The organism is Streptomyces sp. NBC_00209 (genome assembly GCF_045206345.1).
In the GTDB taxonomy this organism is placed as follows: domain Bacteria; phylum Actinomycetota; class Actinomycetes; order Streptomycetales; family Streptomycetaceae; genus Streptomyces.
On sequence record NZ_CP108121.1, the window covers coordinates 1,959,614 to 1,986,090 of the forward strand.

General features: G+C 72.6%; 23 protein-coding genes and 1 pseudogene. 14 read left to right on the forward strand and 10 right to left on the reverse strand.

The annotated features are described in order from the left end of the window. Positions 1 to 22: 22 nt before the first annotated feature. The 4 genes from OG867_RS08485 (at position 23) to OG867_RS08500 (ending at position 4,365) form a co-directional block, all read left to right on the forward strand. Positions 23 to 1,429: an FtsW/RodA/SpoVE family cell cycle protein gene (locus tag OG867_RS08485; protein ID WP_406284015.1), complete on the forward strand. Its 1,407-nt coding sequence runs from the start codon at positions 23 to 25 to the stop codon at positions 1,427 to 1,429. Beyond that, on the forward strand, positions 1,426 to 2,883 hold the full coding sequence (locus tag OG867_RS08490) for a penicillin-binding transpeptidase domain-containing protein (RefSeq protein ID WP_406284017.1): 1,458 nt from the start codon (positions 1,426 to 1,428) through the stop codon (positions 2,881 to 2,883). Before OG867_RS08485 ends, OG867_RS08490 begins: the two co-directional genes overlap by 4 nt. Positions 2,884 to 2,887: 4 nt before the next feature. Beyond that, positions 2,888 to 3,982: an amidase family protein gene (locus tag OG867_RS08495; protein ID WP_406284019.1), complete on the forward strand. Its 1,095-nt coding sequence runs from the start codon at positions 2,888 to 2,890 to the stop codon at positions 3,980 to 3,982. A gap of 77 nt (positions 3,983 to 4,059) precedes the next feature. Further along, a complete protein-coding gene (locus tag OG867_RS08500) occupies positions 4,060 to 4,365 on the forward strand; it encodes an SCO0607 family lipoprotein (RefSeq protein ID WP_406284021.1) in 306 nt (101 codons plus the stop codon). Between the two features lie 7 nt (positions 4,366 to 4,372). Here the strand turns inward: OG867_RS08500 and OG867_RS08505 are convergent, their stop codons facing one another. Further along, positions 4,373 to 5,224, reverse strand: coding sequence for a hypothetical protein (locus OG867_RS08505; RefSeq protein ID WP_406284023.1), 852 nt, complete (start codon positions 5,222 to 5,224; stop codon positions 4,373 to 4,375). Between the two features lie 86 nt (positions 5,225 to 5,310). Between OG867_RS08505 and OG867_RS08510 the strand changes: the two genes are divergently transcribed. Continuing rightward, the gene (locus OG867_RS08510) at positions 5,311 to 5,814 is read left to right on the forward strand and encodes a GNAT family N-acetyltransferase (protein WP_161207604.1); all 504 of its coding nucleotides are present in this window, start codon (positions 5,311 to 5,313) and stop codon (positions 5,812 to 5,814) included. Positions 5,815 to 5,834: 20 nt separating this feature from the next. Here OG867_RS08510 and OG867_RS08515 read toward each other — a convergent pair. Beyond that, positions 5,835 to 6,656 (reverse strand): annotated as a pseudogene (locus OG867_RS08515) (protein kinase family protein); the annotation flags it as partial. Next, positions 6,640 to 7,758, reverse strand: coding sequence for a ferritin-like domain-containing protein (locus tag OG867_RS08520; protein ID WP_406284026.1), 1,119 nt, complete (start codon positions 7,756 to 7,758; stop codon positions 6,640 to 6,642). The pseudogene OG867_RS08515 and the gene OG867_RS08520, both read right to left, overlap by 17 nt. 176 nt (positions 7,759 to 7,934) lie before the next feature. On the opposite strand from OG867_RS08520, the gene OG867_RS08525 reads away from it, so the two are divergent. From OG867_RS08525 to OG867_RS08545, 5 genes are all read left to right on the forward strand, one after another. After that, on the forward strand, positions 7,935 to 8,870 hold the full coding sequence (locus OG867_RS08525) for a diiron oxygenase (protein WP_406284028.1): 936 nt from the start codon (positions 7,935 to 7,937) through the stop codon (positions 8,868 to 8,870). A 26-nt stretch (positions 8,871 to 8,896) separates the two neighbouring features. Continuing rightward, entirely contained in the window at positions 8,897 to 9,649 is a 753-nt protein-coding gene (locus tag OG867_RS08530) for a TetR/AcrR family transcriptional regulator (protein ID WP_406284030.1), read from the forward strand. A 43-nt stretch (positions 9,650 to 9,692) separates the two neighbouring features. Further along, a complete protein-coding gene (locus tag OG867_RS08535) occupies positions 9,693 to 9,977 on the forward strand; it encodes a hypothetical protein (protein WP_406284032.1) in 285 nt (94 codons plus the stop codon). 121 nt (positions 9,978 to 10,098) lie between these two features. Beyond that, on the forward strand, positions 10,099 to 12,786 hold the full coding sequence (locus OG867_RS08540; protein WP_406284034.1) for a PQQ-binding-like beta-propeller repeat protein: 2,688 nt from the start codon (positions 10,099 to 10,101) through the stop codon (positions 12,784 to 12,786). A gap of 171 nt (positions 12,787 to 12,957) precedes the next feature. Then, positions 12,958 to 14,112, forward strand: a complete 1,155-nt coding sequence (locus OG867_RS08545; protein ID WP_406284036.1) for an NlpC/P60 family protein — start codon at positions 12,958 to 12,960, stop codon at positions 14,110 to 14,112. Between the two features lie 22 nt (positions 14,113 to 14,134). Here OG867_RS08545 and OG867_RS08550 read toward each other — a convergent pair whose 3' ends face one another. The 5 genes from OG867_RS08550 to OG867_RS08570 are packed head-to-tail and all read right to left on the reverse strand — an operon-like array spanning position 14,135 to position 19,737. Further along, on the reverse strand, positions 14,135 to 15,376 hold the full coding sequence (locus tag OG867_RS08550; protein WP_406284038.1) for a styrene monooxygenase/indole monooxygenase family protein: 1,242 nt from the start codon (positions 15,374 to 15,376) through the stop codon (positions 14,135 to 14,137). A gap of 30 nt (positions 15,377 to 15,406) precedes the next feature. After that, the gene (locus tag OG867_RS08555; protein WP_328902384.1) at positions 15,407 to 16,054 is read right to left on the reverse strand and encodes an ATP/GTP-binding protein; all 648 of its coding nucleotides are present in this window, start codon (positions 16,052 to 16,054) and stop codon (positions 15,407 to 15,409) included. Continuing rightward, positions 16,035 to 16,451 (reverse strand): DUF742 domain-containing protein, encoded by a 417-nt coding sequence (locus OG867_RS08560; RefSeq protein WP_018102680.1) that lies wholly within the window; start codon positions 16,449 to 16,451, stop codon positions 16,035 to 16,037. Before OG867_RS08560 ends, OG867_RS08555 begins: the two co-directional genes overlap by 20 nt. Next, on the reverse strand, positions 16,448 to 16,930 hold the full coding sequence (locus tag OG867_RS08565; protein WP_406284041.1) for a roadblock/LC7 domain-containing protein: 483 nt from the start codon (positions 16,928 to 16,930) through the stop codon (positions 16,448 to 16,450). Before OG867_RS08565 ends, OG867_RS08560 begins: the two co-directional genes overlap by 4 nt. After that, positions 16,927 to 19,737 carry a nitrate- and nitrite sensing domain-containing protein gene (locus OG867_RS08570; RefSeq protein ID WP_406284043.1) on the reverse strand — a complete coding sequence of 937 codons (2,811 nt, stop codon included), beginning with the start codon at positions 19,735 to 19,737 and terminating at the stop codon, positions 16,927 to 16,929. Before OG867_RS08570 ends, OG867_RS08565 begins: the two co-directional genes overlap by 4 nt. Positions 19,738 to 20,101: 364 nt before the next feature. Between OG867_RS08570 and OG867_RS08575 the strand changes: the two genes are divergently transcribed. Continuing rightward, positions 20,102 to 20,884 (forward strand): hypothetical protein, encoded by a 783-nt coding sequence (locus tag OG867_RS08575; RefSeq protein ID WP_328902381.1) that lies wholly within the window; start codon positions 20,102 to 20,104, stop codon positions 20,882 to 20,884. 20 nt (positions 20,885 to 20,904) lie between these two features. On the opposite strand, the gene OG867_RS08580 is transcribed toward OG867_RS08575, so the two are convergent. Next, positions 20,905 to 21,387 (reverse strand): MarR family transcriptional regulator, encoded by a 483-nt coding sequence (locus OG867_RS08580; RefSeq protein WP_328902380.1) that lies wholly within the window; start codon positions 21,385 to 21,387, stop codon positions 20,905 to 20,907. A 240-nt stretch (positions 21,388 to 21,627) separates the two neighbouring features. Between OG867_RS08580 and OG867_RS08585 the strand changes: the two genes are divergently transcribed. Beyond that, positions 21,628 to 22,470, forward strand: coding sequence for a lysozyme (locus tag OG867_RS08585; protein WP_328902379.1), 843 nt, complete (start codon positions 21,628 to 21,630; stop codon positions 22,468 to 22,470). Between the two features lie 249 nt (positions 22,471 to 22,719). Beyond that, positions 22,720 to 23,400: a polysaccharide deacetylase family protein gene (locus OG867_RS08590; RefSeq protein ID WP_406290839.1), complete on the forward strand. Its 681-nt coding sequence runs from the start codon at positions 22,720 to 22,722 to the stop codon at positions 23,398 to 23,400. Between the two features lie 66 nt (positions 23,401 to 23,466). Here the strand turns inward: OG867_RS08590 and lon are convergent, their stop codons facing one another. Further along, positions 23,467 to 25,887, reverse strand: coding sequence for an endopeptidase La (lon, locus tag OG867_RS08595; protein ID WP_328902378.1), 2,421 nt, complete (start codon positions 25,885 to 25,887; stop codon positions 23,467 to 23,469). Between the two features lie 382 nt (positions 25,888 to 26,269). Here lon and OG867_RS08600 point away from each other — a divergent pair, with 382 nt between their 5' ends. Then, complete coding sequence (locus OG867_RS08600; RefSeq protein ID WP_328902377.1) at positions 26,270 to 26,473, forward strand: hypothetical protein; 204 nt, start codon at positions 26,270 to 26,272, stop codon at positions 26,471 to 26,473. Positions 26,474 to 26,477 lie beyond the last annotated feature (4 nt).

Sequence of the window (26,477 nt, forward strand, 5' to 3'; positions counted from 1 at the left end):
GCGTCTTGCTACGTTGCGGGGCATGACCGCATCGACGGCGGACGCACCCCCGCCCGAGCTGCGCCTGCCCCGGCGGCGCGGCGTGGAACTCTCGCTCCTCATCGGGGCCGTCCTGATCTCCGTCTGCGGCTACGCCGCGGTCGGGCTCGCCCACGACGACGCGGTCCCGCCCGATGTCGCGGGGTACGGCGGCGGGCTCGGCCTGCTGGCGCTGCTCGCGCATCTCGCGGTACGGCTCCGCGCCCCGTACGCCGATCCGCTGCTGCTGCCGATCGCCGTCCTGCTCAACGGGATCGGCCTGGTGCTGATCTACCGGCTCGACCTGGAGACCCCGGGCGACCGGGCGGCGACGACCCAGCTGATCTGGTCCACGATCGGCGTCGCGTTCTTCATCGCGGTCGTGGTGTTCCTGCGCGACCACCGGATCCTCCAGCGGTACGCGTACGTGTCGGTGGCCGCCGCGCTGGTCCTGATGATCGTGCCGATCTTCTTCCCGGCGGTGAACGGGGCGAAGATCTGGATCCGGGTCGGCGGCTTCTCCTTCCAGCCCGGCGAGTTCGCCAAGATCCTGCTCGCGGTGTTCTTCGCCGCCTACCTCGCGGCGAACAGCAACGCCCTCGCGTACACCGGCCGCACGGTCTGGAAGGTCCAGCTGCCCACCGGCCGGGTGCTCGGCCCGATCGTGGCGATCTGGCTGCTCAGCGTCGGCGTGCTGGTCCTGGAACGCGATCTGGGCACCTCGCTGCTGTTCTTCGGACTCTTCGTGATCCTGCTGTACGTGGCGACCGGGCGCCGGGGCTGGATCGCGGTGGGGCTGCTGCTCGCGGCGGTCGGCGCGTTCGTCGTCGGCTCGTTCGAACCGCACGTGCACAGCCGGGTGCAGGACTGGCTCGATCCGTTCGCCTCGATCGACGCCGGACGCGGTCCCGGACAGCTCGCCCAGTCGCTGTTCGCCTTCGCGGCCGGCGGGATGCTCGGTACGGGGCTGGGGCTCGGGCACTCCGTGCTCATCGGGTTCGCCGCGAAGTCGGACTTCATCCTGGCGACAGCGGGCGAGGAGCTGGGGTACGCCGGGCTGACCGCGCTCTTCCTGCTGTACGCGCTGCTGGTGGCGCGCGGATTCCGGGCGGGGCTCTCGCTGCGCGACGCGTTCGGGCGGCTGCTCTCGATCGGCCTCGCCTCGATCCTGGCGCTCCAGGTCTTCGTGATCGCGGGCGGGGTGATGGGGCTGATCCCGCTGACCGGGATGGCGATGCCGTTCCTGGCACAGGGCGGTTCGTCCGTGGTCACCAACTGGATCATCGTGGCGCTGCTGATCCGGGTCAGCGATCTCGCCCGCAGACCGGCGCCGGACGAGGTGGAGACGGGCGAGGTGGCGTCGGTCCCGGCGGACCCGACGCGGTCCCCGGCCGAGGAGGACGAACGGTGATCCGCTACATCCGGCACGCCGCCGCGTTCTGTCTGCTGCTGCTCGTCGCGCTGCTGGCCAACGCCGCCCGGGTCCAGGTCTTCGAGGCCGACTCGTTGGACGACAACCCGGCCAACCGCCGCAACACCATCGCCCGTTACGACCAGCCGCGCGGCAACATCCTGGCCGACGGGCGGCCCGTCACCGGCTCGAAGGACACCGGCGAGCAGCTGGCGTACGAGCGGACCTACCGCTACGGGCCGCTGTACGCGCCGGTGACCGGGTACGCCTCGCAGACGTACGGCACCACCCTCATCGAGAACGCCGAGGACGGGGTCCTCGCCGGCACCGACCCGCTGCTCGCGCCGCTCCCCCTGTGGGGCGAGGTGAGCCGGACGCAGCAGCCGGGCGGGGACGTCGTGACCACGGTCCGGGACGCGATGCAGCGTGCCGCGTACGAGGGGCTGGGCAACCGGCGGGGCGCGGTCGCCGCCGTCGAACCGTCGACCGGGCGCATCCTGGCCCTGGTCTCCACGCCCTCGTACGACCCCGGGCGGCTGTCCGGGACCGGCTCGTCCGTCACGGGCGCCTGGCGGGAGCTGAACGACGCGGAGAGCCGGCCCATGCTCAACCGGGCGATCCGGCAGACCTATCCGCCGGGCTCCACGTTCAAGATCGTGACAGCGGCGGCCGCGCTGGACGCGGAGGTCGTCACCGATCCGGACGAGGAGACCGACACCCCGTCCCCGTACGTCCTGCCGGGCACCTCGACCGTGCTGCCCAACGAGTCGCGCGGCTGCGAGAAGGCGTCCCTCGCGGACGCGATCCGGGTCTCCTGCAACACCGTGATGGCGCACCTCGGGGTGGAGGTCGGGCTCGACGGGATGGTGGACGCGGCCGAGCGGTTCGGCTTCAACGACACCGGGCTGAAGGTCCCGTCCGGGGTGGCGAAGAGCAACTTCGACACGGAGATGAGCGACGACCAGCTGGCGCAGTCCTCGATCGGCCAGTTCGACACCTCGGCGACCCCGCTCCAGATGGCGATGGTCGCGGCGGCCGTCGCCAACGGCGGGGAGCTGATGTACCCGCACCTGGTGGAGCGGACGACCAAGCACGACGGGGCCACGGTCCGCACCACGGGGTCGAAGTCGTACCACCGGGCGATGAACCCGATGACGGCGACGCAGCTGCGGCAGATGATGGTCGACGTCGTGCAGGACGGTACGGGCGGGAACGCGGCGATCGACGGGGCGACGGTCGGCGGCAAGACCGGCACCGCCCAGCACGGCGTCGACAACTCGGATCTGCCCTATGCCTGGTTCATCTCCTGGGCGCAGGCGGACGGCGCGGCCCGCCCGGCGGTCGCGGTCGCCGTCGTCGTGGAGGACGCCGAGGCCGACCGCGCCGACATCAGCGGCGGCGGCAGCGCGGCCCCGATCGCCCGTGCCGTGATGGAGGCGGCCCTGGAAGACTGAGCCCATGGCCGATTCCGGGGAACTTCGCGAGGTGCTGGCCTCGATCGACCGCGAGGACCCGGGACTGTGCGCCTTCCTCGACGTCTGGCCCGAGGACGCGCTCGCCCGGCTCCCCGCCGCGTCCCGGCTCCCACTGGCCGGGCTCCCCTTCGCGGTGAAGGGCCCCGCCGGCCTCCGCTCCTACGCGGCCCGGCGGCTGATCGCGGCGGGCGGGGTCCCGGTCGGCTCGACCTCGGTGCCGGGTCCGGGGACGCACTGGCAGACCTGGGGGCTCGGCAGACACGGTCGTACGGTCAACCCCTGGCGCCCGGACCGGACTCCGGGCGGTTCGTCGGCGGGCTCGGCGGTGGCGGTCGCGGCGGGCCTGGTGCCACTGGCGACGGGCAGCGACGGGGCGGGGTCGGTGCGCATCCCGGCCGCCTGGTGCGGGGTGTTCGGGCTGAAGACGACGAACGGGCTGCTGCCCTCCCCGGACCGGTCGGGGCTCGCCTCGGCCGGGGTGCTGGCGGCGTCGGCGGCGGAGGCGGAGACGTATCTGCGCTGCGTCCTGGACGACTACGCCCCGGTCGCTCCCCCGCTGCCGCTGTCCGCCGCCTTCAGCCCTGACCTGGGCTTCGCGGAGACCGAGCCGGAGGTGGCGGCCGTGGTGCGGGGCGCGGTGCGGCGCCTTGAGGCGGCTGGGGTCGTGCGGCTCACCGGGGGCTTCGATCTGCTGGACCCGGCGGCGGCCTGGCTGGCGGTGCGGGGCGGTGACGTACGCCCACCGGAGGTGGAGGCGCGCGCGGAGAACGACCGCCGCCTGGACGCCTTCTTCGCCCGGACGCCCCTGCTCCTGACCCCGGTCACGCCCAACCGCCCGCACGGCCACGAGGGTCCGGGCGACACCTTCTCGACCGCGCTGACCTGGGCGTTCAACCTGAGCGGCCATCCGGCGGCGAGCGTGCCCGCCGGATTCACCGGGGACGGCTGCCCGGTGGGGCTCCAACTCGTCGCCGCCCGGGGGCGGGACGCCGGACTGCTGGCCGCGGCGGGGGCGGTGGAGCGGGCGCTGTGGGGGCCGGATGAGCCGTTCGCACAAGTACGCGGACGCCGTGGATGAGTACGTGTACTCAGGGCGGCCCGACGGCCGGGACGGCAGCCTGGATCCCGACAGCCACCCCCTGAAGGAGTGCCACGATGCGTACAGCCAGCCGTCCCCGTTCCCTGCGGACCACCGCCGCCCTCACCGTCGGCAGCGCGGTGTTCGCGCTGCTCACGTCCGCGTGCTCGACAGCGGACGCGGTCTGCTCCGGCGGCGAGTACCCGGTGCTGTACGTCGGCAGCACGGGCGGCGCCTGCGTGAAGGACGGCGAGGAGCCGCCCAAGGGATACGCCCGCTACCCGGAGGGCAAGGTCCCGGAGCACGTGGACGACAAGTGGTGGACGTACTGGAACGAGCACAGCCTCGACAAGGACGGGAACATCATCGAGGTCTCGCAGTAACAGCCGGTCAGCCGGCCGCCCCCGACCCGATCGGCTTGCGCATCTCCTTGCGGACCTGGGCCGCCTGACGGGCCGCCTCGGCGAGGTCGACCTCGCCGGGGTCCTGGAGCGCGGTCTCGGCGGTGACGACGGCGACGAAGGAGGCGGTGTTGTCGTCGCCCCAGGCGCACATGGGCAGGGTGCTGGTGACGCCCCCGTCCTCGGAGCGGACGACCTCGCAGGCGACGGTGATCCCGTAGCCCGCGGGCGTGAACTCCCGCGCGGGCACCGCCACGGTCATGCCCTCGGCCTCGGCGGCGCCCTTGAGGATCGTGTCGCGGGAGAACTCGGGCTTCTTGATGCGGCCCCACATCCCGGAGACGATCAGCGTCCCGCCGTCCTTCGACGCGTACTGCGTGACCACGGCCTTGGGGTCGCGGATGGTCGGGTCGTACGTCTCCTCGATGTCCTTGCCGTCCGTCGCCGAGGTGTCCGCCTGGAGGGTGTAGCCGCCCTCCAGGAGCGTCTTCGGCACGGTCAGCCTGTACTCGGCGGCCGGGAACCCACTGGACACCGGCAGCTTGTCGTCGGCCTTGTCGCCCAGCTGTACGACGCCGAAGACGACACCGCCCGCCACCAGGAGCGCCGCGGCGACGACCGCCACGATCACCCCGGGCCGGGTCCGCCGCGCCGGCGGGAACCCGGGCCCGCCGGGCGGGGCTCCCCACGGCTGGGGCGCGGCGCCCTGCGGGGCTCCCCAGGGCTGCTGCTGGGCGTACGGATTCGGCTGGGGCTGCGGCGGGCCGTAGGGGCCCTGGGGCGCACCGTACGGGCCCTGGGGTGCACCGTAAGGGTCCTGCGGGGGCGGGGGCATGCTCATGCCGCACAAGCTACGGCATGCCCCCGCGACGCCTTCCGGGGCCTGCCCGGCCGGGGCCGGAGGCGGCGTCGTGCGATTCTCGGGCCATGAACGACCACCGCCCCGTCTCCGTGGAATGCCCGCCGCCCGGCTCACTGCGCGCCGTGCCCGGCCTGGCCGCGCTGCTCACCGACTACCACCTGTGCACCGAGGCGGAGAAGGGCGCGCCCGTCCCCGACGCGTCCGGGCTGCCCGATCGCTACCGGCGGGAGACGGAGGACCCGGACCGCGCGTTCGCGGACGCCACCGTGCTCGTCGCCCGGGACGGCGGTGCGGCGGTGGGCTGTGTCGTGGTCACCGGCCCGGTCGACGGGGCGGCGGAGATCAAGCGGCTCTGGACGGACCCCGCCGCGCGCGGCCGGGGCGTGGCCTCCGCGCTGCTCGGCGCGGCGCTGGAGCGGGCCGGGCACGCGGGCGCCCGCACCGTGCGGCTCTCGGTCTGGCGCTGGCGCACCGGGGCCGTCGCCCTTTACGAACGCCTCGGTTTCACCGTGGTGCCGTCATGGGACGAGCGCGCGGACCTCGTCTGCATGGAGCGGCCGCCCGCGTAGGGTCACCGCCCCGCCGCCGGGTGGCCCGCGACGTAGTGGCGGTCGTACGCGCGGTGCGCGGTCAGGAACGCGGACTCCTCGGCGGAGAGTTCGAAGGCGGTGCTGAGCGCCAGGCCGAAGTCGGCGAAGCGGATCGACCGGCCGTCGGTGAGCACGTTGCGGAAGTGGGCGTCGAAGTGGACGAACCCCTGCGCGCTCATGAAGTCCGCGCCGCGTGTCAGGGCCGCGTCGATCCGGGCGTACGGGGGTGCCTCGCCGCCCCGCGCGGCGGCGGCGCGGCGGTCGGCCAGCCAGGCCCCCAGGGTGTGCGGCACGTGTTCCAGGAAGAGGACCAGGCTCGCGGTGGACCGGCCGATGGCCTCCAGCCGGGCGCGTACGGCGGGGTGGCCCTCCCAGTGGGCCACGGCGCCCTCGATGCCGCCGAACTCGTCCACGTACCCCTGCGGCGGGGTGTCGGGCAGGACCCGCCAGTGGTACATCAGCGGGAAGTCCGGGTGGGCGCCGTCGAGGACCCAGCGGGTGGTGAGGGTGTGCGCGGCCAGTTCCCGCCAGGCGCCGAACCCGGCCGAGCCGATCCCGTACTGGTAGAACACCGGCAGCCCGAAGAGGTTGGCCGTGGACCGTACGTGTTCCGGGCGGAGTTCGAGGTCGGTGAGGGGCACCCGCTTCACGAAGACGCGGGTGCCGTCGACGTCCAGTTCCGCCGCCCGGCCGCCCATGCCGGAGCCGAGCGGGGTGGCCGCGGCGACCTCCTGGCCGAGGCGGCGGTCGCTCATCGGGGCGAGCCGGGCGGCGACCGCCGCGTGGACGGCCGCGCGGCCGTCGTCAGCCTTCTGTCCCATCCACCCCGCCCTGTGCGATCGCCTCGGCCACTTCCGCCACCCTCGCCCGTTCCTCCGCCTCGAAGCGGTCCTTGTCGAGCTGGTCGGCGATCTCCTCGTCCTGGGCCATGAGCAGGTCCAGGCTGGAGTCGCCGAGTTCGAGGACGCCCATGTCGACGTAAGCCTTCTGGAGCCGTTCGCCCCACAGGCCGATGTCCTTGACGCACGGGACGATGCGGCTGAACAGCAGCTTGCGGAAGAGCTGGAGGAATTCGGAGTGCTCGGAGAGCTCCTTCGCCTCCTGCCTGCCGATGCCGAAGTTCTCCAGGACCTCGACCCCGCTGAGCCGGTCGCGCATCAGGTAGCAGCCCTCGATGACGAACTCCTCGCGCTCGCGCCGCTCCGCGTCGCTGAGCTGCTGGTAGTAGTCGCGCAGCGCCATCCGCCCGAAGGCGACATGGCGTGCCTCGTCCTGCATCACGTACGCCAGGATCTGCTTGGGCAGCGGCCGGGTCGTGGTGTCGCGGATCATGCCGAACGCGGCCAGCGCCAGGCCCTCGATGAGGACCTGCATGCCGAGGTAGGGCATGTCCCAGCGGGAGTCGCGCAGGGTGTCGCCGAGCAGGCCCTGAAGGCTGTGGTTGACCGGGTAGAGCATCCCGATCTTCTCGTGCAGGAACCGGCCGTATATCTCCGCGTGCCGGGCCTCGTCCATCGCCTGGGTCGCGGAGTAGAACTTGGCGTCCAGGTCGGGGACGGCCTCCACGATGCGGGCGGCGCAGATCATCGCGCCCTGCTCGCCGTGCAGGAACTGGCTGAACTGCCAGGAGGTGTAGTGCTGCCGCAGCTCCCCCCGGTCCTTCTCGGTCATCCGCGCCCAGTGCGGGGTGCCGTACAGGGTCAGGGCCTCGTCGGGGGTGCCGAGCGGGTCGGTGGGGTCGACCTCCAGGCTCCAGTCGATGCGCTTGTTGCCGTCCCACTGCTTGTCCTTGCCCTTCTGGTACAGGGCGAGAAGGCGCTCGCGGCCGTCGTCGTAGTCCCAGCTGAAGCGGGCGGCGCCGGTGGCGGGCACGGTCCACAGCGGTTCCTCGGGGGCGGTGGTGTAGAGGTCGTGGGTCGACACGGACGGCTCCTTCGCCTGCGACTGCCGGGAAGTCGGCGGGCTCCCCGCTCAGTTGGCAGGTTCACACGTTGGTAGACGCGGGGTCAACAAGTCGCGCACAGGGGATTGACGGCCTTGCTGACAAGCAGTCTCATAGTGTGTGACCGTCGGTAACCCATGGGTGAGGTGCCTCCGCGATGACGACCGTGACCGAAAGCGACCTGCAGACGCTCCGCGACGCACTCGGCCCGCTGCGCGGCCGCGAGCAGATCGCCGAACGGCTCCTGGAGGCGTCCGCCAAGCACTCCTTCGACCCCGACAAGGATCTCGACTGGGACGCGCCGCCGGAGGACGGCAAGTGGTTCTGGCCGCCCGAGCTGGTCTCGCTCTACGACACCCCGCTGTGGCGGCGGATGTCGCACGACCAGCGGCAGGAACTGGCCCGGCACGAGGCCGCGTCCCTCGCCTCGCTCGGCATCTGGTTCGAGATCATCCTCATGCAGCTGCTCGTCCGGCACGTCTACGACAAGCCCCCGACCAGCAACCACGTCCGCTACGCGCTCACCGAGATCGCCGACGAGTGCCGGCACTCGATGATGTTCGGCCGCATGATCACCTGGGGCGGCGGGCCCACGTACACCGTTCCGCGCCGCTACCACAACATGGCGCGCGTCCTGAAGAGCGTGTCCACGACGCCCGGTTCGTTCGCCGGGACGCTCCTCGGCGAGGAGATCCTCGACTGGATGCAGCGGCTGACCTTCCCCGACGAGCGCGTCCAGCCCCTGGTGCGCGGCGTGACCCGCATCCACGTCATCGAGGAGGCGCGGCACGTCCGCTACGCCCGCGAGGAGCTGCGCCGCCAGATGGTGACCGCGCCCCGCTGGGAGCGCGAACTGGCCCGTGTCAGCTCGGGACAGGCGGCCCGGGTCTTCTCCGTCTGCTTCATCAACCCGCAGGTCTACGAGAACGTCGGGCTGAACCGCCACGAGGCGGTCGCCCAGGTGAAGGCCAGCGGACACCGGGCGGAGGTCATGCGGACGGGCGCCAAGCGGCTGACCGACTTCTTCGAGGACATCGGCGTCCTGAACGGGGTGGGCCGCCGGCTCTGGAAGAGCTCGGGCCTGCTGGCGTGAGGGCGGCCCCCCTTAGGCTGGGTGTCATGACCCCAGCAGCAGTTGCGCCGCCCGGCCGCGCGTACCGAAGACTCAGTGTCGAGGAGCGCCGCACCCAGCTGCTCGGCGCCGCCCTCACGCTCTTCGCGCACCGGTCCCCCGACGAGGTCTCGCTGGACGAGGTCGCGACGGTGGCCGGGGTGTCGCGCCCGCTGGTGTACCGCTACTTCCCGGGCGGGCGGCAGCAGTTGTACGAGGCGGCGCTCCGTTCGGCCGCCGAGCAGCTGAAGCTGTGCTTCGCCGAGCCCGCCGAGGGCCCGCCGACCGAGCGGGTGACCCGTGTCCTCGACCGCTATCTGGCCTTCGTGGACGAGCACGACGCCGGTTTCAGCGCGCTGCTCCGGGGCGGCAGCGTCGCCGAGACCTCCCGGACGACCACCATCGTGGACGAGGTGCGGCGCGCGGCGGCCGAGCAGATCCTGTTCCACCTGGGCCACGACGCGCACAGCGAACCCGCGCCCCGGATGAGCATGATGGTGCGCACCTGGATCGCCGCGGTCGAGGCCGCCTCGCTGATCTGGCTGGACGAGGGCAAGCGGCCGGACGCCGCCGAGCTGCGGGACTGGCTGGTCGACCAGTTCATCGGCCTGCTGGCCGTCACCTCGTCCTCGGACCCGCAGACCGCGGCCGCCGTGGCCGCGCTGCTCCCGCTGGAGACCGCGGAGGGCCCGGCCGGGCGGCTGGTGGACCGGCTGGCCCCGCTGACCGGCGTCGCCGCGCATCTGCTGCCGCCGGAGTGACCGACCGCGCGGGGCCCGCCCCACGATCGGTCAGACTGGCCCGGTGAGAAGTGAGAACACCGCCTTCGTCGGCGGCCCGCTGGACGGCCGGGTCCTGCCCGTCCTGACCGGCGCGACCGGCCACCCGCCCAAGTGGTACGAGGTCCCCGTCCCGGACGCGGCCGGCGGACCGCCCACGGTGCACGCGTACCGCAGGACCCCGGCCGGTCACACCAAGCGGCTCGGTATCCAGCGGGGGTGGATCTACGCGTACGCCCCCGAGGGGCGCGAGCGGCCCCGGTGGCCGTGGTCGAAGCCGGGCGGCGGGCCGCAGGAACCACCCCACTAGGGCCTGTCTGACCATTCCCGTCGTCCGCCCGCCCGGCAGACGGGAATGGTCAGACAGGCCCTAGGATCGAACGTCTGGTCCCTGGGGACGGGACGGGGACGGTCACAAGGGGGGATGCGCCATGGATGCGCCGCGTCAGGACGAGCCAGGCCGCTTCGGTCCGTACACCGTGCTGGCCCGCTTGCGCGAGACGGCCGCCGCGGTGCAGTACCTCGCGCACGGCGCGGACAACGGCGAGCTCGTCGTGGTCACCGCCGCCCGGCCCGGGCTCGCCGCCTCACCCGCCTTCCGCCAGCGCTTCGACGCCGAGGCGGACCTCGCGGGCCGGCTCGCCGGGGGCTGGGTCGACGGGCCGCTGGAGACCCGCGCGGACGAGGGCGACGCGCCCTGGACCGCCGCGGTGTACGTCCCCGCGCTGACCCTGGCCGAGGCCATAGGGGCCGCGGGGCCGCTGCCCGCGCGTGCCGTGCGGATACTGGGCGCGGGCCTCGCCGAGACCCTGTCCCGGGTGCACGCCACCGGCGCCGTGCTGCACGGCCTGGCGCCCGAAACCGTGCTGCTCGCCGAGGACGGCCCCCGGCTCACCGCCTTCGGCCCGCTGGGCGCGGCGGCCGAGGCGTCGGCGGGCCCGGGCGGACGGCTCTCCGTACGGCTCGGCTATCTGACCCCCGAACAGCTCGCGGGCGAGGAGGCGGGCCCGGCCTCCGATCTCTTCGTGCTCGGCCTGCTGCTCGCCTACGCGGCGACCGGGACGACCCCGCTGGCGGACGGCCCTCCGGCCGAGGCCGCCGACCGCATCGCGCAGGCCGCCCCGGAACTCGGCGGGGTGCCCGACGAGTTGCGCGACCTGATCGCCCGCTGCCTGGCGAAGGACCCGGCCGACCGTCCCACGGCGGGCACGGTGGCCGCCGGACTCGCCCTGGAGGGCGCGGCCGCCCTGGCCGCGTCCGGCTGGCTCCCGGAGGCGTTGGCGGCCGGCGTGGCCGAACAGGGCGTCCGGGCCGGGCGACTGGCGGCCGCGCCCGAGAATTCCGTGTCCATGAAGAACGCGTCTGTGGAGAACCCCGTGTCCGATCAGTATCCGGTGTCCGACGAGAACCCCTCGGGCGCCCGGGGAGCGAATCCCCCGAAGTCGTACGGGGACGTCTGGGACGCCGTCGCGCCCGCGCCCCGGCCGGCGCCCGAGCCCGATATACAGGACGCCGTGCCGCCGCAGCACGAGCCGACTCCGGTGCCCGCGTGGCAGCAGCCGACGGTGGACGGCGGCGGCACGGTCCCGGACGCGTCCGCCGCCGTCCCGGACACCCGCACCACACAGCTCGGGGCGATCGGGCAGCCGGGGCAGCAGGCTCCGTGGCCGGACCAGTCCGGGTACGGGTACCCGCAGCAGCAGCCCCCGTACCAGCACCAGGCTCCCCAGCCCGTCCCCGTACCGCTGCCGCCCGCGCCGATCCCGAACGTCGCACCGCCCGCCGAGCCCGGGCGGTCCGGGCCCAGCCGGCGCGGGCTGCTGTTCGGGGTGGTGGGCGGCGTGGCCGGGCTCCTGGCCGGCGGCGGGACGCTGTACGCGCTGACCTCCGGCGGGGACGACGACAAGCCGGACCCGAAGCCGGCGCCGACGTCGGGCGGGCCCAGCGTCGCGGGGGCCGCCCCGACTCCACGCTGGGTCTACCACCACCCCGCGGCCGAACCGGCCCCGCTCACCGCCGCCGTGTGGAACGACCGCCTGTTGGTGATCTCGGACGAGAGCCAGGTCAGCGCCGTCGACCTGCGCACCGGACGCCGGCTCTGGGCGAACCCGACCGGCGCCCCCAGCCGGGCCGCCCTCCCGGTCGACGAGGAGCACTGCCTCGTAGCGGGCAGCACCGAGATGCTGTGGCTCGCGGTGAAGGACGGCAAGACCGCCCACCGGGTGGCCTTCACCGAAGCGTTCGAGAGCGCGCCGGGCCTGGCGATACGGACGCTCGTCGGGTCGGACGGCGCGACGGTCTGGTTCACCGGATCGACCAAGACCCTCGTGAAGGCGCCCAAGCCGAAGAAGGGGCAGAAGCCCGGCAAGGACAAGCAGGTCGTCAAGTCGTACCTGTTCGCGTACGACATCGTGCGGCGCACGGAGCTGTGGCGGACCCAGGTCCCCAACGGCCGCGGCGGCCTGCCGCCGACCTACTGGACGATCGCGATACGCCCGGACTCCCTCATCGTGCGTCAGCGTCCCGCGACCCTCACCGCCGGCCAGGTGAAGGGGTACAAGAAGAAGACCCACTTCCACAGCTTCGACCGCGAGACCGGCAAGGTCCAGTGGACCAGGACGCTGGGCACCGTCGGCCTCACCGCCCAGGCCATCGGCGACGAGAACGGCGTGGTGTACGCGGCGGACGGCTCCGGCCTCCGCGCCTTCGACACGCCCGGCGGCAAGGCGAAGTGGACCGTGAAGGGCGGCCGCGGATCGGTCTTCGGCGCCTCCGTCCTGGCCAAGGACGTGCTGCACACGACGAACGTCAACCAGGAGGTGGGCGCGGTGGACCCGTCGAGCGGCCAGGTCAAGTGGCGCCGCTCCACGGAGGCCACGCCCGACAAGGCGACCCCGGCCCTCACCGTCACGTCCTCCGGCGGCACCGTCCTGGCGGCAGGCACCGGCCAGGTCACCGCCTTCTCCGGCGCCGACGGCAAGCGCCTCTGGAAGTTCCAGGACATCGGCGACCAGGGCCCGGAGGGCGAGACCGTCAACGCCGGCTACCAGGTGCTGGCGTACGACAAGACGGCGGTCGTCCGACGCGGCCGCACGGTGTACGCGTTCCCGGTCGCCTGACGGCACCGCCCGGCCCTCCGTCCGCCGCCTTCCGGGCGAAATCCGGAAGGCGGTGGGGGTCGTCACGGCCGGGGGTTCTTGCATCGCCCCGTCGCACGGGTGAGCGTATGGACGCATTGCGCTCACTCATGGGGTAGTCGCACGATTCACCCCGGTTCCGGAGGTGATGTCGTGTCGTCGGGCACCCTGGTCCGTTCTCTCGGTACGGCGGCGCTGGCCGCCGTCGTCGTGGTCTCGCCGGCCAACGCCGTAGCCGCCCCCTCGCCCCCGCCGCCCGCGCCCGGCGCTCCGGCCGGCGGGGTCGCCGGGCTGCTGACCGAGTTGCAGCGCCTCTACCAGCAGGCCGAAAAGGCCACCGAGACCTACAACGGCACGACGGCCGAGCTGAAGAAGCGGGCCGCGCGGGCGAAGAAGCTCGACGCGGCCCTCGTCACCGCGCGCCGCTCGCTGAGCAGGGGCCGTGACGCCGCCGGGCAGCTGGCCCGCGAGCAGTACCAGGGCCGGTCCGAGCTCTCCGCGTATCTGCGGCTGCTCCTGATGCGCGACCCCGAGGCCGCCCTGACCCAGGGCCAGGTCATCCAGCGCCTCGCCGCCGGGCGGATGGCGGCCGTGCAGCGGCTCGGCGCGGCCGAGAAGCGGGCCGACGAGCTGGTGAAGGAGTCCCGCAAGGTGCTCGCCGAGCAGCGGACCCTGGCCGCGCGGAAGAAGAAGGACCGCGACACCGTACGGACCCGGCTGAAACAGGTGGAGGCGAAGCTCGCCTCGCTCACCGCGGACCAGCTCGCCGAGGTCTCCGGGCTGGAGCGGAAGAACACGGACCAGGCCCAGAGCGCCCTGGTGGCCTCGGGCGCGCTGTCCTCGTCCCGGCCGCCGACCGCCCAGGGCGGCGAGGCCGTCGGGTACGCGGTCCGGCAGATCGGCAAGCCGTACGTGTGGGGCGCGGAGGGTCCGGGTTCGTTCGACTGCTCCGGGCTCACCTCGCAGGCGTGGGCGAGCGCCGGCCACGTCATTCCGCGCACCTCGCAGGAGCAGTGGCGGCAGCTGACCAGGGTCCCGATGAACGCGCTGCGCCCGGGCGACCTGGTGGTCTACTTCCCGGAGGCGACCCATGTGGCGCTGTACGTCGGCAACGGCCTGGTGGTGCAGGCGCCCCGGCCCGGCACCAGCGTGAAGGTCTCGCCCGTGGCGTCCAACCCGGTGCTCGGGGCGGTCCGGCCCGACCCCGCCGGCACGCCGCTGGCCTCGTACCAGGGCCCGGAGCTGCCCGACGGCGCGACGGACGGTTCGGACGAGGGGTACGGGGCCTCCTCGGCCCCGGCCACGTAAGCAGCCGGGGCCGAACAGCACGTCAGGCGGCCGGGCCCGCCACCGAGGCGAGGTAGGCGTTCGCCTTCTCCGGCTCGAAGAAGAAGTTCTCGAAGTCCGCCGGGTCGTTGAAGCCGTTGGCGAAGCGGTCCGCGACCGGCTGGAGCTGTCCGGCGGCGCCGATCAGGTTCAGCACGTGCTCCGGCGGGACGCCGAGCATCGCGTTGGTCCACTTGGTGACGTGCTGGGCGGTGTCCCAGTACCGGTCGAATGTGGACTGCATCCACGCCTCGTCGAACTCCCGGTCGCCGTGCTCCACGATCGAGTCGAGGTAGGCGGCGGCGCACTTGGACGCCGAGTTGGAGCCCTGGCCGGTGATCGGGTCGTTGGCGACGACAACGTCCGCGACGCCGAGCACCAGGCCGCCGCCGGGCAGCCGGCCGACGGGCTTGCGGACGGTGGGGGCGTAGCGGCCGGCGAGGGTGCCGTTGGCGTCGGTCAGCTCGACCTTGGTGGCGCGGGCGTACTCCCAGGGCGTGAAGGTCTCCATCAGCTCCAGGGTCTTCGCCAGGTGCTCGGAGGGGTCCTTGATGCCCTGGAACGCGTCGAGCGGCCCGCCGGGGACGCCCTCCCAGAACAGGATGTCGGCGCGGCCGGACGTGGTCAGGGTCGGCATCACGAAGAGCTCGCCGACACCCGGGACCAGGTTGCAGCGGACCGCGTCGAAGTCGGGGTGCTCCGGGCGCGGGCCCATGCCGTGCACGTACGCGACGGCCAGCGCGCGCTGCGGAGCGTCGAACGGCGAACGGGAGGCGTCCCGGCCGAACATCGAGACCAGCTCGCCCTTGCCGGCGGAGACCAGCACCAGGTCGTAGGTGCGGGAGAAGTAGTCCAGGTCGGAGACGGCCGCGCCGTGGATGACGAGCTGTCCGCCGCGCTGGGCGAAGGTGTCCATCCAGCCGGCCATCTTGACGCGCTGGTCCACGGACTGGGCGTAGCCGTCGAGCTTGCCGACCCAGTCGACGGCCCGCGAGGAGTCGGGGGCGGCGACCGAGACTCCGAGCCCCTCGATGCGGGGGGCCTGGGACTCCCAGAAGTTGAGCTGGAGGTCCCGCTCGTGCTGGAGCGCGGTGTGGAACATGCACTGCGTGGACATGACCCGCCCGGAGCGGATCTCGTCGGCGGTGCGGTTGGACATCAGGGTGACTTCGTACCCCTTGGACTGAAGTCCCAGGGCGAGCTGGAGTCCGGACTGACCGGCTCCGACTATCAGTATCTTCCGCATCCGGTTCTCCGTTGTGTGGTGCTGAGGGGGCTACGCGGGGGTGGCGTCGAGGGCGTGGCCGACGAGGGCCAGCAGGGACTCGACCACCGTGATCCTGTTGCGCGCGTCCATGATCACTATGGGCACGTGCGCCGGTACGGTCAGGGCCTCCCGGACGTCGTCGGCCTCGAAGCCCGGCGTCCCCTCGAAGTGGTTGACGGCCACGATGTACGGCAGTCCGCAGCTCTCGAAGTAGTCGAGCGCGGGGAAGCAGTCGGCGAGGCGGCGGGTGTCGGCCATGACGACGGCACCGATCGCGCCGCGCACCAGGTCGTCCCACATGAACCAGAACCGCTGCTGGCCCGGGGTGCCGAACACGTACAGCACGAGGTCGTCGTCCAGCGTGAGCCGGCCGAAGTCCATGGCGACGGTCGTGGTGGCCTTGTCCGGGGTGGCGCTGAGGTCGTCGGTGTCCTCACTGGCCCGGGTCATCATGGCCTCGGTCTGCAACGGGGTGATCTCGGAGACCGCGGTCACGAAGGTGGTCTTGCCGACGCCGAAGCCGCCCGCGACCACGATCTTCGTGGCGATCGGGGCCCGGGTGCGGTCCAGCTGCCAGGGCTGGAGCTTCTCCTCGGGCCGCGCCTCCGGGCCCGGCTGCCGCGGTGCGAACAGCGACTCAGAGACGGCGGAGTCCATCGAGCACCCTTTCGAGCAGTGCGCGGTCGGGCTGGCCGGTGCCGTGCCCGGTCCCGTACACGCGGATCTTTCCCTGGTCGGCCAAGTCGCTGAGCAGCACCCGGACCACGCCGAGCGGCATCTTCAGCAGCGCCGAGATCTCGGCGACGGTACGCATCCGGCGGCAGAGCTCGACAATGGCCCTGAGCTCCGGCATCAGGCGGGTCGCCAGATTGCCGTTGGTGAGTTCGCGGCGCTCCTCGGGGGCCTCCAGCGCGGCGACGAACGTCTCGACCAGCAGGACGTGCCCGAAGCGGGTGCGGCCGCCCGTGAGCGAGTACGGGCGGACCCGCGCGGGCCGTTTGCCGGCTCCCCGGACGGGCAGTTTGCGGGCGGGTCCGGCTGCGGCGTGGCTCACTGGGCGCTCTCCATCGATGTGCGCAGCTCACTGCGGAGTTCGGGGGTGAGTACGTGTCCGGCGCGGCCGACGAACAGCGCCATGTGGTACGCGATGACGCCCATGTCGCAGTCGGGGGCGGCGTGCACCCCGAGCAGCGATCCGTCGCTGATCGACATGACGAAGACGCTGCCCTCCTCCATGGCGACCATGGTCTGCTTCACGCCACCACCGTCCATCAGCTTCGCGGCACCGGCGGTGAGGCTGCCGATGCCGGAGACGATGGTCGCCAGGTCGGCGCTGGAACCGCGCGGTCCGCTCTGCGGGGCCTCGGGCCCGGCGGCCTTGTGGTGGCCGGGGTCGGAGGACAGCAGCATCAGGCCGTCGGACGAGACGACGGTGACCGAGTGGACCCCTGGCACCTCCTCCACGAGATTGCTCAGCAACCAGTGCAGGTTCCGGGCCTCGGTGCTCAGCCCGAATGTGCTGGGCGCAGTCAACTGCGTGCCTCCTCGACTGTGTCCCCCGTCTCTCCGGTCCGGCCGTCGCTGCGGCCTGCCGGCTCGGCGTGCTCGGTACGTGTGGGGCTCGCGCCCTCGGCGAGTTCGGCCTCGACGTCGCGGCGGCCGTCCTTGGCGCCCTGCTGGAAGCCGCCGAGCCTGCGCCGCAGTGCGTCCTTGTCGACGCTCCCCCGCCGCTCGGCCACGGGCGCCCCGGCGGGCCGCACGACCTTGGGCGTCCGCTTGGGCAGCCCCTTGTCGGTGACGGTCTCCCCTTCGGGCTTACGGGGGCCGGGGACGGTGTCCGATGGTGCGGGGGCCTCGTCGGCGGCGTGCTCGTGGCGGTCGGGGCCGATGGCGTACGGGTCGGGGTCCGCAGCGCCTGCCGCCTGCGGCGGCCGGGGGAGGCGGACCTGGAGGGTGCGCTCGGAGTCGGTCTCGGGGGCGGGGGCGGGTTCCGGTTCGTCGTGGGTGGCCTCCGGCTCGGGGGCCGTCTCAGGGACCTCAGGGGCGACGACGGCCTCAGGGGTCACCGGCGCCTCCGGCGTGACAGGCTCCCCCGGCGCCCCCGCCAGGGCCCGTTCCGCTGCCGCGATCATCGGGTCGTCCGAGGTGGACGCGGCGCGCCCCGGCAGGGTGTTGGAGTTGGCCTCGGCCACCGAGCCCGGCAGGTTCAGCGTGGGCGCGTCGCCCGGGGCGGTGACGGGCGGGGGTGTCGCCGCCGGGAGGGCCTTGGGCAGCAGGGCCTCCGGGAGGACGACGACCGCGGTCACCCCGCTCCCCTTCTGCTCGCGCAGCTCCACGCGTACGGCATGACGGGCGGCGAGCAGCGAGGTCACCTGGAGACCGAGCCCGGCCCCGTCCGCGTTCTGCTCGCCGGCCTCGAAGAGCGCCGGGTCCGCCAGGCGGGTGTTGAGCTCGCCCATCCGTACGGACGACATGCCGATGCCCTCGTCCTGGACGGAGAGCATCACCTCGCCGCTCTCCAGGAGCCAGCCGGAGAGCTGGACGTGGGAGTCGGGCGGGGAGAACGAGGTGGCGTTCTCCAGGAGCTCCGCGACCAAGTGGCTGAGGTCGTCGGCGGCGAACCCGGCGACCTGGGCGTGCGGCGGCAGGGACTGGATGGTGACCCGTTCGTACCGCTCGATCTCGCTGACGGCCGCGCGCAGGACGTCGACCAGCGGGATCGGGCCCGGGTGGCCGTGTCCGTGGTCGGCGCCCGCGAGGACCAGCATGTTCTCGCTGTGACGGCGCATGACCGTGGCCATGTGGTCGAGCTTGAAGAGCGTGCCCAGCCGTTCCGGGTCCTGCTCGCGCTCCTCCAGGGACTCGATGACGCCGAGCTGCCGTTCGACCAGGCCGAGGGTGCGCAGCGAGAGGTTGACGAAGGTGTGGTGGACGGTGTTCTTCAGCTTCTCCAGCTGGGCCGCCAGGTCAGCCGCGCGCACCTGGAGTTCGGCGCGCTGCACGGTGAGGGCCTCGCGTCCGGCGAGCAGTTCGGCGCGCTCGGTCTCCAGGCTCTCGAAGCGCACGTTGAACTGCTGGAGCAGCTCCCGCAGACGGCCGTGCAGGGCGTTGATGGAGCGGACGGTCTGGGCGAACTCGTCGTTGCGGCCGGTGTAGCGGACCGGTTCGGCGGTGGCGGGTTCGGCGGCGAGGCGGGCGGCGCCGATCCGGAGCACGGCGAGCGGCTGGGTGAGGGTGCGGGCGACGGCGGTGGAGACGGCGACCGCGACGAGGAAGCAGCCGCCGAGGAGCGCGATGCGCAGTTCGAGGGCGGTGACGTCGTCGTCGCGGAGCTGTTCGAGGCCCTGGACCTGGGTGGTGCCGAGAGCGGACTCCACCGAGCGCATCCGGTCGACGCGGGCGGCGAGGGCCGCGGCGACCTTCTTGTCGCTGACCTTCAGATCGGCATCGGACAGTTCGGGGCGGTCGGTCAGCTCGGCGAGGTACTTCTCGGCGCTGTTGACCTCCGGCCCGGTGACGGTGGAGGCCAGTTTGTCGCGGGCGGAGGCGCCGGCGGACTGGTCGAAGTCGGCGAGCGCGGAGAGCTCGCCGACCCGGGCCTGCTGGGCGGCGGCGCTCAGCGCGTTCCGGGTGCGGTCCTCCTTGGTCTCGCCCTCGTCCTCGCTCTGCACGGGCAGCCCGGTGAACGGGTCGATGCGCGGGGGCGCCGGCTCCGGGCGGGGCACGGCGAGCGCGGCGAGCAGCAGCCCCCGGGCGGCGGACGCCTCCTCGGTGGCCCGGCCGAGCGCCTGCGGGGTGCGGGTGGCGTCGGCGGCGCGCGGCGGGGTGGAGCGGGCGAGCTCGTCGGCGAGGCCGTGGAGTTTGGCGATGACCTCGGAGTACGCCCGGTGGGCCTCCAGGGCCGTGCCCTTGCCGCTGACCGCGTCGCGGCGCAGGGACGGGATGGTGGACAGGTCGCGCAGGAGGTCGGACGGGGCCGTCTCCCGGATCTCGTCCACCTGCTGGTCGACGCGGGCGCCCTGGCTGCCCGGCTCGCCCTCCCGGCCGCCCGCGATGTAGACGGTGACCTCGTCGCGCTCGTCGGCGAGGGAGTGGGCCAGGGAGATCGCCTGCTGGTTCAGCTCGGCGAGGGTGACCAGCTGCTGCGAGTCGGTGAGGTCGGACGAGGCGGCGAGCACGGCCGGTGTCCCCGCCGCTATGGCGGTGATCCCGACGACGGCGACGCCCGCGACCAGCCGGTTGCGGACGCGCACGCGGCGACCGCCCTCGGCCTGGGGCGTCGGCGCCGCCTCGGAACCGCTGTTACTGCCGCCCTTGCTCCGAGGCCGCTTCTTCTGCACCGGTGCTCGCAATCTCGACTCGTCCGCCCTTGAAGCAGAGGTGACGCACGGTCACATGAATGAGCGTCCCGCCCCCTGGTACGGCTCCCGACCATTCCAGTGCTTTTCAGGAGGGGGCGCGCATCAACCGCTCCGCCACACGAACGAGTGAACAACACTCCCGAGTTGGCGAACAAGTCTCCCCAGCGGGCCCCAACGCCATGTGTGGACACCGGCTGGAACTTCCGCCCGGGCTTTGGCAGGATGCCCGCCCGCACCTCGGGGCGGAGTGATTCCTTCCGCCTGAGCCACGCTTCTGACCTGCTGGTACACACCAATCGCGGTGCGGTGCGGGCACGGTGAAGGCATCGTGCAGACTGGCCGTATGCGTATCGAACTCGCGACCGCCCCCGGTACTCCGGACCGCCCGAACGAGGACTGGACGGCCTCGGTCCTCCCCGCTTCCGGTCGGGGCGGCGGGCTGGTGCTGCTCGACGGCGTGACCCCGCCGCAGGGCGATGCCGGTTGTGTGCACCCGGTTCCGTGGTTCACGGCCCGGCTGGGCGGGGCCCTGGTCGAACTGTCCGGTTCGCGGCGGGATCTGACCTTGCGGGAGATCCTCGCGGAGTCCATCCGGCGCACCGCGGACGCCCACCGCTCGACCTGTGACCTTTCTCACGTGCGTACGCCACAGGCAACCGTCGTCGTGGTGCGTTGGGACGAGGCCGAGGTGGAGCACCTGGTGCTGTCCGATTCGGTGCTGCTCCTCGCATCGCCCGCCGGGGACGTCCGCGCGGTGCTGGACGACCGGCTCGACCGGCTGCCCCGGGAGTTCCTGGTCTCGGAGGCGGTGGCGGACGCCCGGGCGCGCAACAAGGAGGGTGGCTTCTTCACGGCCGCCGCCGACCCGGCCGTGGCGGAGCGCGCGGTCTCCGGGCGGACGCCGCGCGCCGGGGTGCGGGCCCTGGCCGCGATGACGGACGGGGCGAGCCGCTGGACGGAGATGTTCGGCGAGGGCGACTGGGCGGAGTGCCTCGGGATCCTGGCGAAGGAGGGCCCGCAGGCGCTGATCGACCGTGTCCGCGCCCTGGAGGACGCGGACACGGAGCGTAAGCACCTCCGGGGCAAGACCCACGACGACGCGACGGCGGCGTACATACGGCTGTAGGCCCCGGCGGCCGTAAGCGCTCAGTCCTCGGCGCGCGCGTTCAGCTGGTGCAGCAGGCGGGCGAGTTCCGCGACCTCGGCGCGGTCCCAGTCGGCCAGTTTGCGGACGTAGCGGTCGCGGCGGGCGTCGCGGACGCTCCGGAAGCGGGCGAGCCCTTCCTCGGTGAGGTGCACGAGAAACGCGCGCCCGTCGGCCGGATCGGGCTCGCGCGCCACCAGGCCGAGCGCCTCCAGGGCGCGGAGCTGCCGGCTCATGGTGGCCTTGCCGACGCCGAAGTAGGCGGCGAGATCGGTGGCCCGCTGCCGGCCGGCGGATTCCAGGCGTACGAAGAGGCCGTAGGCGGCCGCCTCCAGTTCGGGGTGCACCTCGCGCGCCATCTCGCCGGAATTGGCCCGCGCCCGGCGCAGAAAGACGGCCAACTCCAGCTCCAGGGCGAGGAATTCGTGGTCCACACCACTTTCCCCGGCAGCGCCGGGTTCACGTCCGCTTTCGCTCCCGTGCACGTCAACTCCCCTCAAGAGCTTTCCCGCAGATGAAAGTTTCTTCCGCCGACGGCCATCACCGCAGCTCCGCCAGTATTTCGCAGGAGTAGACCAACGGCGCCGCCCAGGCCCTCTTCCGCCGCACGGGTCTACGTGCGTAGCGTCATGCATGGCATGTCCACACCATGGCATGCCGCCGGGGTCGCTGTGCGGCGCCTCCCGGGTCGGCAGCTCCCCCCACCGAGGTCTCGGAGGCACGCAATGCCCGTGCACAGATCCGGCTCCACGAAGTCCCGCCGCTCGCGCTTCGCCGCGGCCGGCACCCTGCTCGCAGCCCTCTCCCTCCTCATCGCGCTGCCCGGCGCCTCGAACGCGGCGGGCGGCGACCCCACCGCACCCGCGCGCGGCACCGCCACCATGGGCATGGGCGTCATCGCCCACGACGGCAAGGGCGGCCTGCCCGTCGAGGGCCGCGCCGCTCAGACCGAGGGCGTCGACGTCAGCAGCCACCAGGGCAACGTCGCCTGGTCGACGCTCTGGAACAGCGGCGTGAAGTGGGCCTACACCAAGGCCACCGAGGGGACGTACTACACGAACCCCTCCTTCACGCAGCAGTACAACGGCTCGTACAACATCGGGATGATCCGCGGCTCGTACCACTTCGCCACGCCCGACACCACGAGCGGCGCCGTCCAGGCCAATTACTTCGTGGACCACGGGGGCGGCTGGTCCAAGGACGGCAAGACCCTGCCGGGCGTGCTCGACATCGAGTGGAACCCGTACGGCGCGCAGTGCTACGGCAAGACCGCGGCCCAGATGGTGTCGTGGATCCGCGACTTCGTGAACACGTACAAGGCGCGCACCGGGCGCGACGCGGTGATCTACACCGCGACCAGCTGGTGGCAGTCCTGCACGGGCAACAACGCGGGCTTCGGGACGACCAACCCGCTGTGGGTGGCCCGGTACAACACCACGGTCGGCACGCTCCCGGCCGGCTGGGGCTTCTACACGATCTGGCAGTACACGTCCTCCGGTCCGACGGTGGGCGACCACAACCACTTCAACGGCGCCCTCGACCGCGTACAGGCGCTCGCCAACGGGTAGCGGCGGCAGCCTCCCCGTACGACGCGAAGCCCGGTGACGTACCCCGTCGCCGGGCTTCGTCGCGGCCCGGCCACCCCACTATGAACCCGGTGTATACCTCACAGGTATAGTCGCGATTCCGGTTCGCACACCAGTGCGTTCGTTCACCAGAGGGAGTGGCACGCCGTGCCCAGTAAGAGGAAGTCCATCGGTACGGGGTTGGCCGTCGCCCTTGTGACAGCGCTCACGCTCACCCTGAGCGGCTGCACGATGGAGACCACCGCGCCCGCCTCGGCCCGCGACGACGCCGCTTCGGACGCCAAGGCGCCGACGGGCCCGGTGGACTGCCGCAAGGCCAAGTGCATCGCCCTGACCTTCGACGCGGGCCCGGCCGAGGACACGCCCCATCTGCTGGACATCCTCAAGGAGAAGAAGGTCCACGCGACGTTCTTCCTGCTCGGCAAGAACCACGTCAAGAAGCACCCGGAGACCGTGCGGCGGCTCGCGGCCGAGGGCCACGAGATCGCCAACCACACCTGGTCGCACAAGATCCTGACCGACCGGAAGCCGGCCGAGATACGCGCCGAGCTGGAGAAGACGCAGGACGCCATCGCGGACATCACCGGCAAGAAGCCCCGGCTGATGCGCCCGCCGCAGGGCCGCACCGACGACACGATCTCCGGCATCTGCAAGGACCTCGGGCTCTCCCAGATCCTGTGGAGCGCCACCGCCAAGGACTACTCGACCACCGATTCCGCGCTGATCAGGAAGCGGATAGTCGACCAGGCGAGCAAGGACGGCATCATCCTGCTGCACGACATCTACAAGGGCACCGTGCCCGCCGTGCCCGGGATCATCGACACCCTGAAGAAGCAGGGCTACACCTTCGTGACGGTCCCCCAGCTGATGGCCCCCGCCGAGCCGGTCCCGGGCACGATCTACCGCCCGTAGGCGCGGCTGTACGCGGAACGGCCCGCCTCCTCACGAGGGAGAGGCGGGCCGTCGTGACCGTGGCGGTCACGCCGCCTGTGCCGCCGGAATCCTGCGCTCCGCCGTGGCCGGGGCCAGGGCGATCTCCAGGACCTGGCGGACGTCGGTGACCGGGTGGACCTCCAGGGTCTCCAGCACCTCGGCCGGAACGTCGTCCAGGTCGGCCTCGTTCCGCTTGGGGATCACCACGGTGGTGATGCCCGCCCGGTGCGCGGCCAGGAGCTTCTGCTTCAGGCCGCCGATCGGCAGCACCCTCCCGGTCAGCGAGACCTCACCGGTCATCGCCACATCCGTGCGGACCAGCCGTCCGGAGAGCAGCGAGGCCAGCGCGGTGGTCATCGTGATGCCCGCGCTCGGGCCGTCCTTGGGGACCGCGCCCGCCGGGAAGTGGATGTGCACGCCCCGGTCCTTCAGGTCCGCGACCGGCAGCTCCAGCTCCGCGCCGTGCGACCGGAGGAAGCTCAGCGCGATCTGCGCGGACTCCTTCATGACGTCGCCCAGCTGGCCGGTGAGGGTCAGCCCGGACGCCCCGGTCTCCGGGTCGGCGAGCGACGCCTCCACGAAGAGGACGTCCCCGCCCGCCCCGGTCACCGCGAGCCCGGTGGCCACGCCGGGCACCGACGTACGGCGCTCGGCCGGGTCCTGGGCGGACTCGGGCACATGGTGCGGACGGCCGATGAGACCGCGCAGCTCGCCCGCGCCCACCGTGAACGGCAGCTCGCGGTCGCCCAGTTCGCTCTGGGCCGCGACCTTGCGCAGCAGCCGGGCGACGGCGCGTTCCAGATTCCGGACGCCGGCCTCGCGGGTGTACTCGCCGGCGAGCTTGCGCAGCGCCGGTTCGTCCAGGGTGACCTCGTCCCTCTCCAGGCCGGCCCGTTCCAGCTGGCGCGGGAGCAGGTGGTCGCGGGCGATGACGACCTTCTCGTCCTCGGTGTAGCCGTCGAGCCTGACCAGCTCCATGCGGTCGAGCAGCGCCTCCGGGATGGCCTCCAGGACGTTGGCGGTGGCCAGGAAGACGACGTCGCTGAGGTCGAGCTCGACCTCCAGGTAGTGGTCGCGGAAGGTGTGGTTCTGCGCGGGGTCGAGCACTTCGAGGAGGGCGGCGGCCGGGTCGCCCCGGAAGTCGGAGCCGACCTTGTCGATCTCGTCCAGGAGGACGACCGGGTTCATCGAGCCGGCCTCCTTGATGGCGCGCACGATGCGTCCGGGCAGCGCCCCGACGTACGTACGCCGGTGGCCGCGGATCTCCGCCTCGTCCCGGACACCGCCGAGCGCGACGCGGACGAACGCGCGGCCCATGGCGTGCGCCACGGACTCCCCGAGCGAGGTCTTGCCGACGCCGGGCGGACCCACCAGGGCCAGCACCGCGCCGCCGCGCCGCCCGCCGACGACGCCCAGGCCGCGGTCGGCCCGACGCTTGCGCACCGCGAGGTATTCGGTGATGCGCTCCTTCACGTCCTGGAGGCCCGCGTGCTCGGCGTCCAGGATCTCCCGGGCGCCCTTGATGTCGTACGCGTCCTCGGTGCGCTCGGTCCAGGGCAGTTCGAGGACGGTGTCGAGCCAGGTCCTGATCCAGGAGCCCTCGGGGCTCTGGTCGGAGGCGCGCTCCAGCTTGTCGACCTCCTTGAGCGCGGCCTCGCGGACGTGCCCGGGCAGGTCGGCGGCCTCGACGCGGGCCCGGTAGTCGTCGGACTCGTCCTCCGGATCGCCGTTCAGCTCGGAGAGCTCCTTGCGCACGGCGTCGAGCTGGCGCCGCAGCAGGAACTCGCGCTGCTGCTTGTCGACGCCCTCCTGGACGTCCTTGGCGATGGACTCGGCGACGTCCTGCTCGGCGAGGTGTTCGCCCAGCCACTCGATGGCGAGCTTCAGCCGGGCGACCGGGTCGGTGGTCTCCAGGAGGCGGACCTTCTGGGCGGTCGTGAGGAAGGGCGAGTACCCCGAGTTGTCGGCGAGCGCGGAGACGCCCTCGATCTGCTGGACCCGGTCCACGACCTGCCAGGCCCCGCGCTTCTTCAGCCAGCTGGTGGCGAGCGCCTTGTACTCCTTGACCAGCTCGGCGACGGACCCGGGGATGGGGTCGGGGACGGATTCGTCCACCTGGACCCCCTCCACCCACAGGGCGGCCCCGGGGCCGCTGGTGCCCGCTCCGATGCGGACCCGGCCGCGGCCCCGGATGAGGGCGCCCGGGTCGCCGTCGGAGAGCCGCCCCACCTGCTCGACGGTGCCGCGGACACCGATCCCGGTGTACGTCCCGTCGATGCGCGGGACGAGCAGCACCTCGGGCTTGCCCCCGTCCTCCCGGGCGGCGGCCTGCGCGGCCTCCACGGCGGCGCGCACCTCGGTGTCCGACAGGTCCAGCGGCACCACCATTCCCGGCAGCACGACCTCGTCGTCGAGCGGCAGCACGGGCAGGGTGAGCGGTGTGACGGCAGTGGACTCAGTAGCCATGATCTCCCCTTCGGCAGTCAAGTTGAGCTATACCGGCTCAATGCTTGTGAGCCCCGCAATGTTCCCCGAGCGTTGTTCGCTCTGAGCGATCGGGCGTTCCTTGTCCGGTACGGCTTGACCTTGCAGATGTCAGCTCTAAGCTGCATCTGGTCTTGCAGTGGTCCATGTGACCTTGCATCAAGGGGTGGGGTTGCCGGGTGTCGGACGACTGAGGATGACAGTGGGTTCCGACAGCTGATGTCAGTGGTTCTGCCATGAGGTGTGTCAGTAGGTGCTGACGTCGTCGGCGTCGGTGAGGCGGAGTCCGCAGCGGATGTCGTCGGCCAGGACGGCGGTGCCGTCGTCGGCGCGGGCCAGGAGCCCCGCAGGACTGGAGCGAGCGATGACGCTATGGCGTCAGGTCCTGGGTGCGCTGAACGACCCGCAGGCCACCGGCCGAGAGAAGGTTCTCGCCAAAGGCGCCGCCGAGCTCGCACGCACCCGCAGCGCCGGCCCGGCCCCAGACGCGGACGACGTCATCCGTATCGCCATGACCGCGTTCGCGGTGCTGCTTGACCCCAGCACCGCGGCGGCCGCGGCTGAATGAGCGA

Coding starts and splice junctions, on each gene's coding strand:
- OG867_RS08525 (WP_406284028.1), top strand. CDS start 7,935: ATGACGACCGTGACCGAAAGCGACCTGCAGACGCTCCGCGACGCACTC.
- OG867_RS08590 (WP_406290839.1), top strand. CDS start 22,720: ATGGAGACCACCGCGCCCGCCTCGGCCCGCGACGACGCCGCTTCGGAC.
- OG867_RS08575 (WP_328902381.1), top strand. CDS start 20,102: ATGCGTATCGAACTCGCGACCGCCCCCGGTACTCCGGACCGCCCGAAC.
- OG867_RS08485 (WP_406284015.1), top strand. CDS start 23: ATGACCGCATCGACGGCGGACGCACCCCCGCCCGAGCTGCGCCTGCCC.
- lon (WP_328902378.1), bottom strand. CDS start 25,887: ATGGCTACTGAGTCCACTGCCGTCACACCGCTCACCCTGCCCGTGCTG.
- OG867_RS08585 (WP_328902379.1), top strand. CDS start 21,628: ATGCCCGTGCACAGATCCGGCTCCACGAAGTCCCGCCGCTCGCGCTTC.
- OG867_RS08540 (WP_406284034.1), top strand. CDS start 10,099: ATGGATGCGCCGCGTCAGGACGAGCCAGGCCGCTTCGGTCCGTACACC.
- OG867_RS08555 (WP_328902384.1), bottom strand. CDS start 16,054: ATGGACTCCGCCGTCTCTGAGTCGCTGTTCGCACCGCGGCAGCCGGGC.
- OG867_RS08495 (WP_406284019.1), top strand. CDS start 2,888: ATGGCCGATTCCGGGGAACTTCGCGAGGTGCTGGCCTCGATCGACCGC.
- OG867_RS08550 (WP_406284038.1), bottom strand. CDS start 15,376: ATGCGGAAGATACTGATAGTCGGAGCCGGTCAGTCCGGACTCCAGCTC.
- OG867_RS08600 (WP_328902377.1), top strand. CDS start 26,270: ATGACGCTATGGCGTCAGGTCCTGGGTGCGCTGAACGACCCGCAGGCC.
- OG867_RS08500 (WP_406284021.1), top strand. CDS start 4,060: ATGCGTACAGCCAGCCGTCCCCGTTCCCTGCGGACCACCGCCGCCCTC.
- OG867_RS08510 (WP_161207604.1), top strand. CDS start 5,311: ATGAACGACCACCGCCCCGTCTCCGTGGAATGCCCGCCGCCCGGCTCA.
- OG867_RS08505 (WP_406284023.1), bottom strand. CDS start 5,224: ATGAGCATGCCCCCGCCCCCGCAGGACCCTTACGGTGCACCCCAGGGC.
- OG867_RS08530 (WP_406284030.1), top strand. CDS start 8,897: ATGACCCCAGCAGCAGTTGCGCCGCCCGGCCGCGCGTACCGAAGACTC.